Genomic DNA, 17262 nt, shown 5'->3' on the forward strand with positions numbered 1-17262 from the left:
TACTTCAGAGGATACAAGCCGATATGGCGAATATTAAAACTGGAACAGACGCAGACGATATCCTTTTCGGAACCGCTTTCGATGATGTGATCGATGGCGGTCTTGGCAACGACACCCTCTACGCGGGAAGTGGCTCTGACAGGCTGACTGGCGGTGCTGGTGCTAACCATTTTGCCTTCCGCTCCGGGGATGGGATGGACACCATCACCGATTTTGTCGACGGACAGGATACGCTGGAAATACGCGGTGCGGCCTGGTCCGATGTCACGATTTCCTCGGTCGAGGGCGGTACCCTTGTGACCTACGGCGAAGGTGACAGTATCTTCCTGCAAAACGTCGATGCCGCCAATATCGACCAGTCGGACTTTACACTGGTGGATGCCGATAGCGCCGACGTGATCGAGTACAACACGATTTTGGGGCCTTTGAACACCGTCGTGGTCGGCGGCGCCGGGATCGACACGCTGAGGTTCGCTGGCCCCTACAGTGCCTCCATCGGCGCGAATGCGCAGCTGATCGACATTGAGCAGATCCAGCTGGGCGATGCAGAGACCCCAGGCCATTTGCGGCTTGAGTCCGGCGGCTCCTACAATTTCAGCGCAATTACATTCCTCGACAGCACCGGCGATATCTTTGTCGATGGCACGCTGGCGACCAAGGTCACCGGCAGTGCCCAGAACGATAACATCTTCAGCAGCTATGGCGACGACACATTGGATGGCGGCCTTGGCGATGACTACATCTGGGGTGATGCTGGCGATGATCTGATTTTCGGACGGGATGGCGATGATTACCTGGTCGGAGGCACCGGCGACGATCTTCTCTCCGGCAGCAATGGCAGTGACACTCTGGATGGTGGCGAGGGCCGCGATTCCCTGCACGGGGGCGGCGGCGATGATCTCATCCTGCACGCATCAGCGGAAGGGCGCCTGGATGGCGTCGTGAGTGGTGGCGCCGGGATCGACACGCTGAAATTCACCGGCAGGGACAACAACCGCATCGGCGCGGATGCAGAGCTGCGCGGTATCGAGCAGATCCAGCTGGGGGTTGCCGGGCAAGACGAAGGCCTGCGCCTGGAGGCCGGCGGCAGCTATGACTTCAGCGGGATGACATTCCTCTACAGCAACCGCTTCATCACCATCGACGGTATCGAGGCGAGCAACCTTATCGGCAGCGCCCAGGACGATATCATCTCCAGCAACTATGGCGCTGACACGCTGGATGGCGGACTTGGCAATGACTACATCTGGGCCGATGGCGGCAACGATGTTGTCTATGGCCAGTCGGGGAATGACGACCTGCTGGGCAATGAAGGCGAGGATGCGCTGTTTGGTGGCGCGGGCCATGATAGCCTTGATGGCGGGGTCGGGCACGACACGCTGGATGGCGGGGCAGGAGACGACAACCTGTTCGGCGAAGATGGCAATGACGTTCTCACCGGTGGCGACGGCTTTGACTACCTGATTGGCGGTGATGGCGACGATGTGATCAGCGGTGGTAAGGAGTTTGACTATTTGGCTGGCGGCACCGGCAATGACACCCTGAACGGTGGTGCCTATTCCGATGTCTTCGCCTTTGAACAAGGCGGCAACGCTGACGTCATCACTGATTTCGAAGTGGGTGTCGACTTGCTGGAAATGCAGGTTGTGACCCAGGGGGATATCACCATCACCTCGGTGGTCGATGGCACGCTGGTTGGCTATGGCGCGGGCGATACGGTGCTGCTTGAAAATGTCAGTGCCTCTGAGCTCAGCTGGGATGACTTCATCTACTTCTGAGCGCCCTGACGGCTGAAAAATGGCGGATGCGCACAGGTGCATTCGTCACCCCCTTGGCGGCTCCTGTCGCCAAGGCTAAGAAGGGTCTCCCCGCGCCATGACCGCGCCAAGGAAGAGGACCCCGCCCGTGGATACATCGCCCGAGATCAGCGCCCGCATCGCCCAGACCATCGCAACCGAAATCGGCGCTGCCGCCAAACAGGTCAGCGCCGCCGTGCAGTTGTTGGATGAGGGTGCGACGGTGCCTTTTGTCGCCCGCTACCGCAAAGAGGTGACCGGCGGTCTGGACGATACCCAGCTGCGGACCCTGGACGAGCGCCTATCCTACCTGCGGGAGCTGGAATCGCGCCGGGGAACCATCCTCGAATCGATCCGCAGTCAGGACAGGTTGACCGACGATCTGGCAGCCAAGATTGCCAAGGCCGAGACCAAGGCGCAGCTTGAAGATATCTATCTGCCCTACAAACCCAAGCGTCGTACCAAGGCGATGATCGCGCGGGAAAACGGGCTGGAACCATTGGCCGAGGCGATCCTTGCCGACCGCAACCTTGAGCCTGAGGCGTTGGCCGAAAGCTATATCACCGAGGCGGTGGCGATGGTGAAGGATGCCCTGAACGGTGCGCGCGATATCCTGACCGAGCGCCTGACCGAGAACGCCGACCTTCTGGGGCGTCTGCGGGAGTTCCTGCAACGCGACGCCCTGCTGACGGCACGGGTGGTCGAAGGCAAGGAGCAGGAAGGCGCCAAATTCTCTGATTACTTCGATCATCGCGAACGCTGGGCCGATGTACCCTCGCACCGGGCGCTGGCGATGCTGCGCGGCTCGAACGAAGGCGTGCTGACGCTAGATATCGGCCCCGACCCGGAAGAGGGCGTGGCAAGGGCCGAAGCCATGGTGGCCGCAGTTCTGGGGGCTGGCGGCGATGGGCCCGGCGACAAATGGCTGCGCAAGGTCGCAGGCTGGACCTGGAGGGTGAAACTGTCGCTGTCGATGATGCTGGAACTGATGGGTGATCTGCGCGCCCGGGCGCAGGAGGATGCGATCCAGGTCTTTGCCCGCAACCTCAAGGATCTCCTCTTCGCAGCGCCAGCCGGTGCGCGGCCGACCCTCGGGCTGGACCCGGGCATTCGCACCGGCGTCAAGGCGGCAGTGGTTGATGCGACCGGGAAATTGGTGGCCACAGAGACGCTGTATCCGTTTCAGCCCAAGAACGATCTGCGCGGGGCGCAGGTATCGATCCTGAAGCTGATCGCGGAGCACGGCGTCGAGCTGATCGCCATCGGCAATGGTACCGCCTCTCGCGAGACCGAGCGGATGGTGGCCGAGGTGTTGAAGAACCTGCCGGCCAAGATCAAGGCGCCGACCAAGGTGGTGGTTTCCGAGGCGGGCGCCTCGGTCTATTCCGCCTCCGAACTGGCGGCGCGGGAATTTCCCGATCTCGATGTTTCCTTGCGCGGCGCGGTTTCCATTGCCCGCCGACTGCAGGACCCGTTGGCCGAATTGGTGAAGATCGAGCCCAAGAGCATCGGGGTTGGTCAGTACCAGCACGATGTGGATCAGCACAAACTGTCGAAATCACTGGAGGCGGTGATCGAGGATGTGGTGAACGCCGTCGGCGTCGACCTCAACATGGCTTCGGCGCCGCTTCTGGCGCATGTCTCGGGGCTTGGCCCCGGGCTGGCCGAGGCGATCGTGGCGCATCGGGATGCCGCCGGGGCGTTCCAGTCCCGAAAGGAACTGCTGAAGGTTGCGCGGCTTGGCCCCAAGGCTTTTGAACAATGCGCGGGCTTCCTGCGTATCCGGGACGGCAAGGAGCCGCTGGATGCATCCTCTGTGCACCCCGAGGCTTACGGCGTTGCGCGCAAGATTGTGGCGGCCTGCGGGCGGGATATCCGTCAGATCATGGGGGACAATACCGCCCTGCGCGGCATTCGCGCCGAAGACTTCGTCGACGATAGTTTTGGCCTGCCTACGGTGCGCGACATCCTGAGCGAGTTGGAAAAACCCGGCCGCGATCCGCGCCCCAGTTTTGTCACCGCTTCCTTTACTGACGGGGTTGAGGAGATCACCGATCTGAAACCCGGCATGGTGCTGGAAGGTACGGTGACCAATGTCGCGGCCTTTGGTGCCTTCGTGGACATTGGCGTGCATCAGGACGGCCTGGTGCATGTCAGCCAGCTGGCCGACCGGTTCGTGAAGGACCCGCACGAGGTGGTGAAAGCCGGGCAGGTGGTGAAGGTCACCGTGACCGAGGTGGACGTGCCGCGTAAACGGATCGCCCTGACGATGAAAAAGGACGGCGGCGCGTCGGCCCGGGAAAACCGCAAGGAACGCGGCGCTGGTCCGGGGCAGGGGCCGGGCAACCGTCGCGGTGGCAAACCGCCTGCGCGGGGGAAGATGACGGCTGGCCCCAAGGGGAAACCGGCGCAGGATAAAGGTGGCGCCACCGGCGCGCTGGGCGCAGCACTGATGGATGCCTTCAAGAAAACCTGAACGCAGGGTGAAGCCGCAACGCAAAAGGCCGGGCATGTCCCGGCCTTTTCTGTGTCTGTTGACAGTACCGCGTTGCCGGAGGGCGCGCGCCTAGCCGGTGGTCACGTGCAGCCCGTCCGGCGTGATTGCGATCTTCTGGCCATGGGCGATCTCATCCCGGAAAATCTGCGCGATAAAGCTCATAGCCTGTGCCTGCCCGCGAGCCGAGAAACGGCGCAGCGAGGTAACTCGGGCGCTGTTGTCAAACCCATTCGCCGCATGGGCCCAGATCAGGGGATGTACTTCGCGCAAGTGGTCGCGGATCAGCCAGCTGGCGGCGCTTGCGATTTCCTGCCGGGGCGTCTGCGGCGTCGTGCCATCCATCTGCGCGCCGCCCAGTGCCACCGCGCAATAGGCGCTGAGAAGGTTCGCCATATCCTGCGAGGGATGGGCGGCCAGGATGTCCTTCAGCCCGTCAATGAAAAACTGCGGATCGACGAGGGCCCCGGCTGCCGAGTCGGTGGCAAGGGCGTCGAAATAGACCCAAGTGTAGCCACCGGAGCCCCAGATATCCTGCGTGCGCGAAGCGGTGCGGCGGGCCTCCAGCTCCAGCGCCGGATAGGAACCGGAGCAGCGTGGCAGCATCTGAAGCCCAAGGGCGCGCATGGGGCGGTGGTTCTGCGGTGCCAGATCGATCAGCCGGGCATAGGCATCGGCTACATGCAGCGTCTCGGCGCGGCGGGCGGCAAAGAGCGCGCAGTCCGCCGCTGCAAGGAAGGCACTGCCGGGCAGACCGGGCGCGATGCCCGATAGCAGCGTGGCAGCGCGTTCAAAATGGGCGGCGCAGCGCCGCAGGTGTACCTTGGAGACGGTTTCCTCAAGCCCCGGACCTCGCCAAACCCAGCCGATATCGATATGGGCCAGCGCGATCAGCGCGGTCAAATAGGGGTCTTTGCGGTGATCCTTGCGGATGGCCTCTAGTGCCATCACCCCGTCGATAAGCTGCCGTTGATCGCGGGGCTGCCCATCGTTCAGGGCATGTTCCACCGCGTTGACCACATCGGCGCGTGCGCCATAGGCCAGAAGCTCGGCTTCGGGCATGCCGCCGGGAGTGGTGAACCGTGCCTGATCGGCCTCTGCGATCCTGTCTGACAACTCCTGCCAGCGCTCTTGTCGGGCAAGGAACTGCCCCTCCTTCTGCAAGGCACAGCAGGCGGTATCCTCGTCGCTCTCAGTGCAGATCGAGATCGACAGGCTATCCTCCGGACGCGCATAGTGAGCCGCTGGCTCAGCGCGCACTGAGGCCGGTGCAGCAACGGCGGTCGTGGCGTCGCGTCGTTTCAGCCGGTCAGGCAGGGAAACGGGGAGGCGGGACAGGATATCCAAAAGTTGAAAGGGGGATCTTGGCATTCTCGTTTCCGGCGAATTGGTACTGCTTCGTCCCCCGCAAACTGATGGCGCATTGCGGCGCAAAAATGGCAGCTCTGGGGAACTGAAGGAGCCGATCCGGAAAAACGGGAGAGGTCCTTTCGAAAAGGTATAATGAACAGGGTAAACCTGTAAAATACTACTAAAAAAGTGAGAAATGATGCCGCTCATGGGCGATGCCGCGCTGATCCAGCGCGTGGGTCAGCTCGGCCACAGGCGGCACGACGGGCTGCGGCAGTCGCAGCTTGTTGCCCGTTGTCAGGATAAGAGTTGCGCGGATCGAAAGATCCAGCCGGGTATCAAGCCGCAGCTGCGCGATGCGTGACAGCGCCAGGTCCGTCTGCTCGCCGCCGGTGAACCAGACGATCTGCTCCGCCGTCACATCAAGGCCGGAGCCCGGGTTCTTTACCAGATCGAACAGGCCGGGAATGACCGGCAGGAACAACAGCGCAATCAGCCATGGCGTTGCCTGCGCATAGAAATACAGCCCGGCCAGCGCCGCAAGCCAGGCTGTCAGCGCCAGAACCAGTGCGGTAGACCGCCCCTGCCTGCGGAAGTGATAGTCTTCCACAGGGGCGGTTTTCGGCATGGGAGGAGTGTTCTCCTTAGGCATCCAGGATCCGGGTCACCATTTCGGTGGTGTCACGGCTCAGCCCCTCGGTGCCCGCGATCCGTTCCAACTCGGCACGGATCAGCGCCTGACGGTCTGCATCGTATCGTTTCCAGGTCTGGAAGGCGGCGCACATGCGGGCGGTGGTCTGCGGGTTCAGCTTATCAAGGGCGATCAGGTTCTCGGCCAGCAACCGATAACCCGCGCCCGAGGCATGGTGGAACCCGGCGTGATGTCCGGCCAGCGCCCCCATCACCGCGCGGAACCGGTTGGGGTTCTTCAGGGTGAAAAGATCATGCCCGGTCAGATCGCGGGCGATCCCCGCAGCGGTTTCCGGCGTGGCAGAGGCGATCTGCAGGGCAAACCACTTGTCCATCACCAGCCGGTCGCCTTGCCACTGTTCGAAAAACGCCTGGGATTGTGCATCGCCTTTTTCAGCCTTCAGCAGGCAGGCCAGGGCAGCGTATTGCTGGGTCATGTTGTCGGCGTCTTCATACTGGCGCGCCGCTTGCTGACCGCCGTCAAGCCGGGTCAGAAGCGACAGGATGCGCCCGTTGAGATCACGCTTGCCGCTGCTTATCGCATCCGGGGAATAGGCGCCTGCAACGGTGGTATCCGCATAAAGCCGGGGCAGGCTGTCGGCGAGCTGCTGTGCCAGCGTCTGGGCAAAGGTTTCCGCCGCATCGTAGATCTGTTGCGGGTCTGGTACATGGCCGCGCTCAAACAGGGTCTGGGCGATGTCGGACTGGCTGGGCGGTGACAGCACCAGCGCGCGAAATGCCGGATCCTGGCTGTCGTCGCGTAGCAGTTTCTGCAGCGCATCCAGATAATCGGCATCCGGCGCGGCGCCTTCGAGCACCATGGAAACCCGCGCTTCGCGGGCAAGCGCATTGCCGGCCTCCCAGCGGTTGAAGGGATCGGTGTCATGGGCCAGCAAAAAGGCGCGCTCGGCGTTGGATGTGTCACGTTCCAGGATCACCGGCGCAGAGAATTCGCGCAGGATCGAAGGAACCGGCTTTGCGGCCAGCCCATCGAAGGTAAAGCTTTGCTTTGCCTCGGTCATTTCCAGCACCCGGGTGGCGCAGACCTCATCGCCGTTCGGACCGAGCAGGCCGACCGCGATGGGGATCACGCGGGGATCCTTGTCCGGCTGGCCGGGGGTGGGCCGCGTGCTTTGCTCAAACGTCAGCGTGTAGGTGCCATCGGCATAGTCTTCCGACACTTTCAGATGCGGCGTGCCTGCCTGGCTGTACCAGCGTTTGAATTGCGACAGATCGCGTCCGGTGGCGTCCTCAAAAACTTTCAGCCAGTCTTCGATGGTGCAGGCCTGCCCGTCGTGGCGGTCAAAATACAGTGTTACCGCCTTGGCGTAACCTTCATCGCCCACCAGACGTTTCAGCATGCCGATCACCTCGGCGCCTTTTTCATAGATGGTGGCGGTGTAGAAGTTGTTGATTTCCTGGAACTGTTCGGGGCGCACCGGGTGGGCGAGCGGACCGCCGTCCTCGGGGAACTGGCGGGCGCGCAGGTCGATCACGTCCGAAATCCGCTTGACCGGAGCGGAGCGCATATCGGCGGTGAACTGGGCGTCGCGGAAGACGGTCAGACCTTCTTTCAGGCAGAGCTGGAACCAGTCGCGGCAGGTGATGCGGTTGCCGGTCCAGTTGTGGAAATACTCATGCGCGATGATCGCCTCGATGCGTTCGAAATTGGCATCGGTCGAGGTCTCGGGCGAGGCCAGAACGCAGGAGGAGTTGAAGATATTGAGGCCCTTGTTCTCCATCGCACCCATGTTGAAGTCATCCACGGCCACGATGTTGAAGATATCTAGGTCATATTCGCGGCGATAGACGTCCTCGTCCCATTTCATGGACTTCTTCAGCGCCTCCATGCCAAAGGCGCATTTGCCCTCATCCCCCGGGCGCACCCAGATGTTGAGTTCGACCTCCTTGCCGGACATGGTGGTGAAACTGTCGGGATGGTTGACCAGATCGCCCGCCACCAGTGCAAAGAGATAGGCCGGTTTGGGCCAGGGGTCGTGCCATTCGGCCCAGCCCGCACCGTTGGCGGTCGGGTTGCCGTTGGAAAGTTTTACCGGCTCATCCCCTTCGATGCGGACCTTGAAGGTGGACATCACATCCGGGCGGTCGGGGTAATAGGTGATCTTGCGAAATCCCTCGGCCTCGCATTGGGTGCAATACATGCCGTTCGACATATAAAGCCCTTCGAGTGCGGTGTTCCCCTGTGGGTCGATCTCGACCTCGGCCTCCCAGACAAAGGGCTGGTCTGGCACATCGCAGGTCAGACCTCCCTCGGTAAGCGTCGGGGTCACGGGGGCGCCGTCCACGGCTGCGCTGATCAGGCTCAGCTGTTCGCCGTGCAGGAAGAATTCGGGGTTTGCCGCGCCGGGCTTCGGGGCAAAGTGGATCCGGCTCAGAACCCGTGTCGCCCCGGGCGCCAGCCTGAAGGTCAGCTCGACGCTCTGCACCTCGAACCCGAAGGGCGTGTAGTCCTTCAGATAGAATGTCTCGGGCGCGGTTTCGGGTGCGGCATCTTTCATGGCGGGCTCCTGTGGATCTGTGGCGCGGCGCGTTTCCTGCCCGGATTGTTTTGAACCGGCAGGCAGGGGCGCGCGTATCTTGAACATAGTGGTATGCAATGCAGCCCGGAGCAGCAAGCGCAGAGCGCGCAAATCGCGCCCGGCCCTTGGCGCGGTGCTGCAGGCAAGGAGGCGCCGCCCGGCAATGACGACAATCCTGTGGTTCAAGCGCGACCTGCGCATTGAGGATCATCCGGCGCTGGCACATGCGGTCGCCTTGGGCAGGCCGGTCCTGTGCCTATATGTTGTCGAACCGGAATTGTGGCGGCAGCAGGATGCCTCTGTCCGACAGTATGATTTCCTGCGGCAAAGCCTGCCCGGCCTGCGTGAGGCGCTGCGCCGCTGTGGTGCGGATCTGGTTCTTCGTGTTGGAGATGCGGTTGAGGTGCTGGACGGGCTGGCGCGGCAATACCCTGTCGACCATCTCGTCAGCCATGAGGAAACCGGAAACGGTTGGACCTATTCGCGTGATAAGCGTGTCGCGGGGTGGGCGCGGGCGCGTGGCATCCGCTGGATCGAGTTGCCGCAATGCGGAGTGGTGCGCGGTCTGACGGCGCGGGACGGCTGGCAGCGGGCGCGGAACGGTTTCATGGGGCAGGCGCCGGTCAGTGCGCCCGATCACGTCGAGGGGATACGCTGCGACAGCGATCCGATGCCTGCGGCCGCAGACCTTGGTCTGATGCTTGACGGGATTGTCGATGCGCAACCGGGCGGACGCCGGGCGGGGTTGCGCTGCCTTGACAGTTTTTTGGACCATCGCGGTCAGCACTATCGCCGCGCCATGTCCTCGCCTCTGGAGGGCGCAACGGCCTGTTCCCGCCTGTCGCCGCATTTCGCCTTTGGCACGCTCTCCGTGCGAGAGGTGGTGCAGGCCACGAAAGCCCGGCAAGGGGTGGGGCGCCAGGCCGGTTGGTCCGGGTCGTTGAAATCCTTTCAGGCGCGTCTGGCCTGGCGCGATCACTTCATGCAGAAGCTGGAGGACCAGCCTGATATCGAACACCGCTGCCTGCATCCGGCGTTTGAAGGGCTCAGGCCCATGGAGCCGGATGCTGCTCGACTGGCGGCCTGGCAGAGGGGCGAAACGGGGCTGCCCTTTGTTGATGCCTGCATGCGCAGCCTGACCGCCACCGGATGGCTCAATTTCCGTATGCGGGCGATGGTGATGTCGGTAGCCTCTTATCATCTGTGGCTCGATTGGCGGGCAACCGGCCGACATCTGGCGCGCATGTTCACCGATTACGAGCCGGGCATCCACTGGAGCCAGGTGCAAATGCAGTCAGGCACTACGGGTATGAACACCTTGCGGATCTACAACCCGGTGAAACAGGGGCTGGATCAGGACCCCACAGGCGCCTTTACCCGGGCATGGTTGCCGGAACTGGCCGAGGTGCCGGACCGGTTCCTGCAGGAGCCGTGGAAGTGGCAGGGTGCTGGGCGGCTGCTGGGGCAGGCATATCCGGCTCCGATCGTCGATGTGCAGACAGCGGCGCGGGCGGCGCGCGATGCGGTCTGGGCTGTGCGGCAGCAGGACGGATTTCGCACCGTCGCCCGCCGCATCGTGACGAAACACGCCAGCCGTAAATCCCCGCGCGCCCGGGGCAGGCAGGTAAAACGGCCTGCGAAGGGCGCTGATCAGCTGAGTTTTGATTTTTAATGGCACGTATCAGGAAGAAAACAGAGCTACCGACGAAGACCTGCCCGGTTTGCGCGCGCCCCTTTGCCTGGCGGCGCAAATGGGCGCGGGACTGGGAGCAGGTCATCTATTGCTCGGCCCGTTGTCGCGGCATGGCAAAGGGCGCATCTGCAAAGAAGATTTGAAACAGCTGCGCTTAAATTGGTAAAAAAGGTTTACCACCCTTGTTGCCGATAGGAAACTTTTCCTGTATCGGGGAAACTGACCAACGTTTACCTGCGAGGAGAGAGCCGATGGCAGACATGAAAGACATTCACGGGATGCAGGTCGCATCCGAGCTGGCTGACTTTATCGAAGCCAAGGCTTTGCCGGGCACCGGTGTCAGCGCCGATGCTTTCTGGGCGGGGCTGTCCGGCCTTGTGAATGGCATGGGCGATGAAAACCGCGCCCTGCTGGCCAAACGCGAAGACATCCAGGGCCGCATCGATGCCTGGCACGTTGAACGCCGGGGCCAGCCGCATGACGCCGAAGCCTATACCGCCTTCCTGCGCGAGCTGGGATATCTTGTGCCCGAAGGCGACGATTTCGAGATCGAAACCGAGAACGTCGACCCCGAGATCGCCCATACCCCGGGCCCGCAGCTGGTGGTGCCGATCACCAATGCGCGCTTTGCGCTCAATGCGGCGAACGCCCGCTGGGGATCGCTTTATGATGCGCTTTACGGCACCGATGCCATGGGCGATCTGCCGACGGCGGGCGGTTATGATGCGGCGCGCGGCGACCGGGTGATTGCCTGGGGCCGGGCGTTCCTGGATGAAACCTTCCCTCTGGCCGCTGGCTCCTGGGCTGATATCGACGCCCTGTCGGTTGCGGATGGTGCGCTGGTTCCGGCGCTGAAGGACGCCGCGCAATTCGCGGGCCACGCCGACGAGGCTTCGGCCCCATCGCGGATTTTCCTGAAAAACAACGGGTTGCACGCGATTATCGAGATCGACGCCACCGGCAATATCGGCAAGGGCGATAGCGCAGGTATCAACGACATCACCCTGGAATCGGCGCTTTCCACCATCATGGATTGTGAAGATTCCGTCGCCTGCGTCGATGCAGCGGACAAGGTTCAGGCCTATTCCAATTGGCTGGGCCTGATGAAACGCGATCTGGCCGAAGAGGTCAGTAAGGGCGGCAAATCCTTCACCCGTGTACTCAACGATGACATCTCCTACACCACGCCCGCAGGCGAGGCGGCTGTGCTGAAAGGCCGCTCGCTGCTGCTGATCCGCAACGTGGGCCACCTGATGACCAACCCGGCGGTTCTGGACAGCGCAGGCCGCGAAGCGGGCGAGGGCTTCCTGGACGCCATGATCACCGTGCTGATCGCCATGCATGATCTGAAGTCCGAAGGCGGTAACTCGCTGCACGGCTCGGTCTACGTGGTGAAGCCGAAGATGCACGGCCCCGAAGAGGTCGCCTTTGCGGTGAAGATCTTCGACCATGTCGAGGACGCGCTGGGCCTGCCGCGGAACACCGTCAAGATCGGCATCATGGACGAGGAACGCCGTACCTCTGTGAACCTCAAGGAATGTATCCGCGCCGCCAAATCCCGCGTCGCCTTTATCAATACAGGCTTCCTTGACCGGACCGGCGACGAGATCCACACCTCGATGGAAGCAGGCGCCATGCTGCGCAAGGGTGAGATGAAATCGACCCCTTGGATCGCGTCCTATGAGGATCGCAACGTCGATATCGGTCTGGCCTGCGGTCTGAAGGGCCGCGCGCAGATCGGCAAAGGCATGTGGGCCATGCCTGACCGCATGGGTGAAATGCTGGAGGCCAAGATTGGCCATCCGCAATCAGGCGCCACCTGCGCCTGGGTCCCGTCTCCCACTGCTGCGACCCTGCACGCCACGCACTATCACAAGGTTGATGTGCTGGCGCGTCAGGACGAACTGAAAGCGGGCGGTGCTCGTGGCAGCCTTGAGGACCTGCTGACCATCCCAGTGATGGAAGGGCAGAACCTGTCGGATGATGAGATCGCCAAGGAAATCGAGAACAACGCTCAGGGCATCCTTGGCTATGTGGTGCGCTGGGTCGATCAGGGCGTCGGCTGCTCCAAGGTGCCGGACATCAACAACGTTGGCCTGATGGAGGACCGCGCGACCTGCCGGATTTCCTCGCAGGCGCTGGCCAACTGGCTGCACCACGGCATCGTGGACGAGGCGCAGGTGATGGCAGCGATGCAGAAGATGGCTGCCGTGGTGGATGGGCAGAACAAGGGTGATCCGGCCTATCGTCCGATGGCGCCTGGATTTGACGGCATCGCCTTCCAGGCGGCCTGCGATCTGGTCTTCAAGGGCCGCATCCAGCCCTCTGGCTATACCGAGCCGGTGCTGCACGCCCGTCGGCTTGAGCTGAAGGCGGCTGGCTGACCCACACGGATTGATCGGACCGGGGCCTGTCCCCGGTTCTTTTCTTTGAAACACACTCATCAGAAGGAAACCGCAGATGACGATTTCACTCAGACGCGCACGCACCATCATCCGCAAGGCGCTGGAAAAGGGCCGCGAGCTGGACCTCAAACCGCTGTCGGTGGTGGTGCTGGATGCGGGCGGGCACGTGCAGGCCTTTGAACGCGAAGACGGTGCCGCACCGGGCCGTTTTGCAATCGCTCACGGCAAGGCCTATGGCGCCGTCATGCTGGGCATGTCCGGTTCGGCGCAGATGGCCCGGGCCGAACAGCAGGCCTATTTCATGGCGGCCGTGAACGGTGTCTACGGCGGTCAGGTTGTACCTGTCCCCGGCGGCGTTCTCTTGCGCGACAAGAAAGGCACCGTGCTAGGCGCCGTGGGCGTCACTGGTGATACCTCGGATAACGATGCTGCAGCGGCACTGGCCGGGATCGAGGCCGTGGGGCTGGTCGGTGAGGCCTGATCTGCCGCCTTTGTGCAATGGCGAACAGTGAAGCGGCCTGTACCCGTTCCGGGGTGCGGGCCGTTTCGTTTTGACGCGGCGTTACCGCAGGATTGCGTTAAAAATCACCGCTTTGTCCCCTGTGCGCACCTGAACAAGCGCCTGCGCCACCCTGACGAGTTGAATGCCCGGCGCTGCGCCGCTAGGGTCACCAAAAGGCAATAACTCGCGAGTGGATCATGGCGCGGCCCAAAGTTGGCATTATCGGCAATTCCTATCTGATGAACGATCAGTACCCCACCCACGCCGGTGGTACTATGAACTCCGAAGCGGTGGCCGACGTGTCCGGCTGCATGCCGCTGCTGATCCCCTCGGATCCGCGTTTCCTGTCGGTGGAAGAACTGCTTGAGACCTTTGACGGTTTCCTGCTGACGGGTGGACGTCCGAACGTGCATCCCAACGAATACGGCGAGGAAGAGACCGAAGCCCACGGCGCCTTTGACCGCGCCCGCGATGCCATCGTCCTACCGCTGGTGCGCGCCTGCGTCGAGCGGGGCCAGCCCTTCCTTGGCATCTGCCGCGGCTTTCAGGAGGTGAACGTCGCCATGGGTGGTACGCTATACCCCGAGATCCGCGATCTGCCGGGCCGGATGAACCACCGCATGCCCCCCGATGGCACCCTAGAAGAGAAATTCGCCCTGCGCCATTCGGTAAAGCTGACCAGCGGCGGCGTGTTCCACCGCCTGTTCGGCGCTGAAGAGGTAATGACCAACACGCTGCACGGGCAAGGCATCAAACAGCCGGGCACCCGCATCGTGATCGACGGCTACGCCCCGGATGGCACGCCCGAGGCGATCTATGTCGAGGATGCGCCCGGATTTACCCTCGCGGTTCAATGGCACCCGGAATGGGACGCGGCGAACGACCCCGTGTCGCGCCCTCTGTTCCAGGCCTTTGGCGAAGCGGCAAGCGACTGGGCGGATGGCGCGCGTCCTAAACCGTTGCAGAAGTCGGCCTGATCGAGGGCTCGTCTCAGTCGAACGTGGGGGGTAGAGGGTGAACGAAATATCCCCTCCCAATCGAGTTGGTCCGCTTTGAGCCCAAAGAAGAATCGCTTTCCGGGGTATCTCGACTCCGCCATCGATTGAACTTGTCAACTCATGGTAGACCATGACGCAATGAGAACGGCGGCACCCCAAATCAATGCCACTGTCCCGAATACCATTGCCAACACACGATAAGCGACCATCGACACAAAGTGAAACCTTGGCGATTTGTTTGACAGATACCTGTATATAGGGTTGATTTTCAAAGATTTTTTGTCACACTGAAGCCAAACAGTCTTTATTGACGTCAAGCATAATATTGACCCCACGAGAAACAAAATAGATCCAAAAGCTAATGTGAAGAACTGGTCCAAGCCGCTCAGATCCTGTCGGTGAAGATTTGCGCAAAGGGTAAGGAGATCACGTAGTCAGTGCAACCATGTTGGTCGGTTAGGTGCAGATTGTCGACCATCAAGGCTAGCACGCAGAAAAAGCCCGCCGGATCAGCGGCGGGCTCTTCTTATTCATATTCTCGCCACGCCGGTTCAAACCAGCAAGTCGAACTCGTGCATCAACGGCAGGCTGCGGGCGCGTTTGCCGGTGAGGTCGAATAGCGCATTCGCCAGCGCCGGGGCTGCCGGGGGCGTGCCCGGTTCACCTGCGCCGCCCATGTGGGTCTGGTTTTGCAGAACCGCCACCTCGACCGCAGGCATGGTATGCATGCGCATGGCTTCGTAATCGGGGAAGTTCTGCTGCTCCACCGCGCCGCCGTCAAAGGTGATCTCGCCAAAACAGGCCGCTGACAGACCGTAGGCAAGGCCGCTGAACAGCTGCGCCTCAACGTTGCGGGGATCCACGGCCAGGCCGATGTCGGCGGCGATCCAGGCCTTGTTGATGCGGATCTGGCCGGCCTCATCCACCACCTCGATCACCTCGGCCACGGGGGTGCCGAAACTATAGGCCAGCGCGACACCGCGCCCCACGCCCTCGGGCGTCTCGCCAGTCCAGCCGGACATATCGCGCACCTTTTCCAGCACCTGTGCCGCTGGCTCCCACTCGGCGCGGGCCAGCTCCAGCCGGAATTCCAGCGGATTGCGGCCTGCCGTATGGGCCATCTCATCCAGAATGGTGTCCGAAAAGAAGCCGTTGAACGACGCCGCAACCGAGCGCCAGAATCCGACCGGGATCATTGGTTTCACCAGATAGCCTTCGACGCGGAAATTCGGGATCGCCAGCGGTTGGTTGAAGGCGGCATCGACGTGACCCTTGTCCGGTCCACCCATCGGCAGACCAAGCATGCGGCCTGCGCCCTCCACCGTGGTGGACTGGGCGGCGATCTTGCCATGCACCATCAATGCCTTGCCATCCTTCACCGCCGCGCGATAGCGCGCCACGGCGCCGGGGCGGTAGAAGTCATGGGTCATGTCTTCTTCGCGGCTCCAGGTCAGCTGGACGGGCGTGCCGCGCATCTGCATCGCAACCTGGACCACGCGGTTGGTGTAATCCACCTCGATCCGACGTCCGAAACCACCACCCAGATAGGTGGTGTGGACCTGCACGGCTTCTTTCGGCAGGCCAGCAAGGTCGGCTGCGGATTTCTGCACCACTGTCGGACCCTGATTGGGGGCCCAGATTTGCAAGGCGTCACCGGTATAAAGCGCGGTGGCATTCATCGGCTCCATGGTAGCATGGGCCAGATAGGGCAGGCGGTATTCGGCCTCGATGATCTGCGCCCCCTCGGGGAGGCTGTTGACATCGCCATCGTCGCGCAGGACGGAGTTTGAGCTGTCCTCGAATGCGCGGTCGATTTCGGCAAAGATCGCATCAGTGGTTTCAGGGTAGGGGGCGGGCTCCCATGTCACGTCGATCGCATCCACGGCCTGTTGCGCCAGCCAGGTGTTACTCGCCACCACGGCAACTGCATCGCCCAGATCCAGAACCTTTTCCACGCCCGGCATGCCTTCGGCGGCGCTGGCATCAAAGGCACTCTTGCCGGTGCCAAAATGCGGACTTTGCCGGATGGCGGCGAACTTCATGCCGTCAAGCCGCACATCGACGCCAAAGCCCGCGGTGCCGGTGACCTTGGGAACCATATCAAGGCGCGGCATGTCCTTGCCGACGTATTTCCACTGCGCCGCCGGGCGCAGCTCGGCATCCTGCGGGTCAACCCCGGCGGCCTCGACCGCCAGTTCGGTATATGGGATGCGGCTGCCGTCCGGGGCGATCACATGGCCGTCCTCGGTATCCAGCAGCGCACGCGAGGTGCCAAGGCGCTGGGCCGCAGCCTCTTTCAGGGTTTCGCGTGCGGTGGCGCCGGCCATCCGCATGCGGTCGAACCCGTCTTTCATGGATGAGGATCCGCCGGTGACCTGCAGGTCGAGGAATTTCGACATATGGCCGACGATCTGCCCCAGCGAGTGCTGGAAGTTGCTGGCGTCATAACCGCGCCCGGGCAGGGCCTCGGCCATCATGGCGCTGTTGTAATAAGCCTTAGCGGCGGGGCCGTGGATGACCTGTACCGCTTCGGGGCGCACATCCAGTTCCTCGGCGATCAGCGCTGCCCAGGAGGTGCGCACCCCCTGACCCATTTCGGCGCGGGGGGCGACCAGGGTCACGCCGGACTGATCCACCATCACAAACGGGTTGAGGGCGGCCTGCCCTTCTTTCGGCGACAGGGGATTGGGCGCGGGCTGATGGTATTTATAGGTGCCAAAGGCCACGCCACCCAGGATGGCGGCAGAGCCGATCAGGAAACTGCGGCGGGCGATTTTCTTGAAGCTGGCCATGG

The 17262-nt window shown here is 62.4% G+C and carries 11 protein-coding genes; 7 read left to right on the forward strand and 4 right to left on the reverse strand.

The genetic code is table 11. From position 1 onward, the window contains the following. The first annotated feature begins 23 nt into the window (after positions 1 to 23). Together AAFO90_RS05950 and AAFO90_RS05955 are read left to right on the forward strand one after the other, a co-directional pair. Positions 24 to 1778, forward strand: coding sequence for a hypothetical protein (locus AAFO90_RS05950; protein WP_347508838.1), 1755 nt, complete (start codon positions 24 to 26; stop codon positions 1776 to 1778). 127 nt (positions 1779 to 1905) lie between these two features. Then, a complete protein-coding gene (locus tag AAFO90_RS05955; RefSeq protein ID WP_347508839.1) occupies positions 1906 to 4272 on the forward strand; it encodes a Tex family protein in 2367 nt (788 codons plus the stop codon). 90 nt (positions 4273 to 4362) lie between these two features. On the opposite strand, the gene AAFO90_RS05960 is transcribed toward AAFO90_RS05955, so the two are convergent. The 3 genes from AAFO90_RS05960 to pepN form a co-directional block, all read right to left on the reverse strand. After that, the gene (locus tag AAFO90_RS05960; RefSeq protein WP_347508840.1) at positions 4363 to 5661 is read right to left on the reverse strand and encodes a hypothetical protein; all 1299 of its coding nucleotides are present in this window, start codon (positions 5659 to 5661) and stop codon (positions 4363 to 4365) included. Positions 5662 to 5821: 160 nt separating this feature from the next. Further along, a complete protein-coding gene (locus AAFO90_RS05965; RefSeq protein WP_347508841.1) occupies positions 5822 to 6268 on the reverse strand; it encodes a hypothetical protein in 447 nt (148 codons plus the stop codon). A gap of 16 nt (positions 6269 to 6284) precedes the next feature. After that, on the reverse strand, positions 6285 to 8849 hold the full coding sequence (gene pepN / locus AAFO90_RS05970) for an aminopeptidase N (protein WP_347508842.1): 2565 nt from the start codon (positions 8847 to 8849) through the stop codon (positions 6285 to 6287). Between the two features lie 184 nt (positions 8850 to 9033). Here pepN and AAFO90_RS05975 point away from each other — a divergent pair, with 184 nt between their 5' ends. The 5 genes from AAFO90_RS05975 to AAFO90_RS05995 all read left to right on the forward strand — a co-directional run bounded on the left by AAFO90_RS05975 (position 9034) and on the right by AAFO90_RS05995 (position 14447). Next, a complete protein-coding gene (locus AAFO90_RS05975; RefSeq protein WP_347508843.1) occupies positions 9034 to 10542 on the forward strand; it encodes a deoxyribodipyrimidine photo-lyase in 1509 nt (502 codons plus the stop codon). Further along, positions 10542 to 10706 carry a DUF2256 domain-containing protein gene (locus AAFO90_RS05980; protein ID WP_347508844.1) on the forward strand — a complete coding sequence of 55 codons (165 nt, stop codon included), beginning with the start codon at positions 10542 to 10544 and terminating at the stop codon, positions 10704 to 10706. The genes AAFO90_RS05975 and AAFO90_RS05980 overlap by 1 nt, the downstream gene beginning before the upstream one ends. Before the next feature lie 108 nt (positions 10707 to 10814). Beyond that, complete coding sequence (locus AAFO90_RS05985) at positions 10815 to 12947, forward strand: malate synthase G (protein ID WP_347508845.1); 2133 nt, start codon at positions 10815 to 10817, stop codon at positions 12945 to 12947. Between the two features lie 76 nt (positions 12948 to 13023). Continuing rightward, entirely contained in the window at positions 13024 to 13449 is a 426-nt protein-coding gene (locus AAFO90_RS05990; protein ID WP_274836712.1) for a heme-binding protein, read from the forward strand. Positions 13450 to 13667: 218 nt separating this feature from the next. After that, positions 13668 to 14447, forward strand: coding sequence for a gamma-glutamyl-gamma-aminobutyrate hydrolase family protein (locus AAFO90_RS05995; protein ID WP_274836713.1), 780 nt, complete (start codon positions 13668 to 13670; stop codon positions 14445 to 14447). Between the two features lie 572 nt (positions 14448 to 15019). Here AAFO90_RS05995 and AAFO90_RS06000 read toward each other — a convergent pair. Then, complete coding sequence (locus tag AAFO90_RS06000; RefSeq protein ID WP_347508846.1) at positions 15020 to 17260, reverse strand: molybdopterin cofactor-binding domain-containing protein; 2241 nt, start codon at positions 17258 to 17260, stop codon at positions 15020 to 15022. Positions 17261 to 17262 lie beyond the last annotated feature (2 nt).

This window comes from Phaeobacter sp. CAU 1743, assembly GCF_039839315.1.
Lineage (GTDB): Bacteria > Pseudomonadota > Alphaproteobacteria > Rhodobacterales > Rhodobacteraceae > Phycobacter > Phycobacter gallaeciensis_A.

Coding starts and splice junctions, on each gene's coding strand:
- pepN (WP_347508842.1), bottom strand. CDS start 8,849: ATGAAAGATGCCGCACCCGAAACCGCGCCCGAGACATTCTATCTGAAG.
- AAFO90_RS06000 (WP_347508846.1), bottom strand. CDS start 17,260: ATGGCCAGCTTCAAGAAAATCGCCCGCCGCAGTTTCCTGATCGGCTCT.
- AAFO90_RS05950 (WP_347508838.1), top strand. CDS start 24: ATGGCGAATATTAAAACTGGAACAGACGCAGACGATATCCTTTTCGGA.
- AAFO90_RS05960 (WP_347508840.1), bottom strand. CDS start 5,661: ATGCCAAGATCCCCCTTTCAACTTTTGGATATCCTGTCCCGCCTCCCC.
- AAFO90_RS05995 (WP_274836713.1), top strand. CDS start 13,668: ATGGCGCGGCCCAAAGTTGGCATTATCGGCAATTCCTATCTGATGAAC.
- AAFO90_RS05975 (WP_347508843.1), top strand. CDS start 9,034: ATGACGACAATCCTGTGGTTCAAGCGCGACCTGCGCATTGAGGATCAT.
- AAFO90_RS05990 (WP_274836712.1), top strand. CDS start 13,024: ATGACGATTTCACTCAGACGCGCACGCACCATCATCCGCAAGGCGCTG.
- AAFO90_RS05985 (WP_347508845.1), top strand. CDS start 10,815: ATGGCAGACATGAAAGACATTCACGGGATGCAGGTCGCATCCGAGCTG.
- AAFO90_RS05980 (WP_347508844.1), top strand. CDS start 10,542: ATGGCACGTATCAGGAAGAAAACAGAGCTACCGACGAAGACCTGCCCG.
- AAFO90_RS05965 (WP_347508841.1), bottom strand. CDS start 6,268: ATGCCGAAAACCGCCCCTGTGGAAGACTATCACTTCCGCAGGCAGGGG.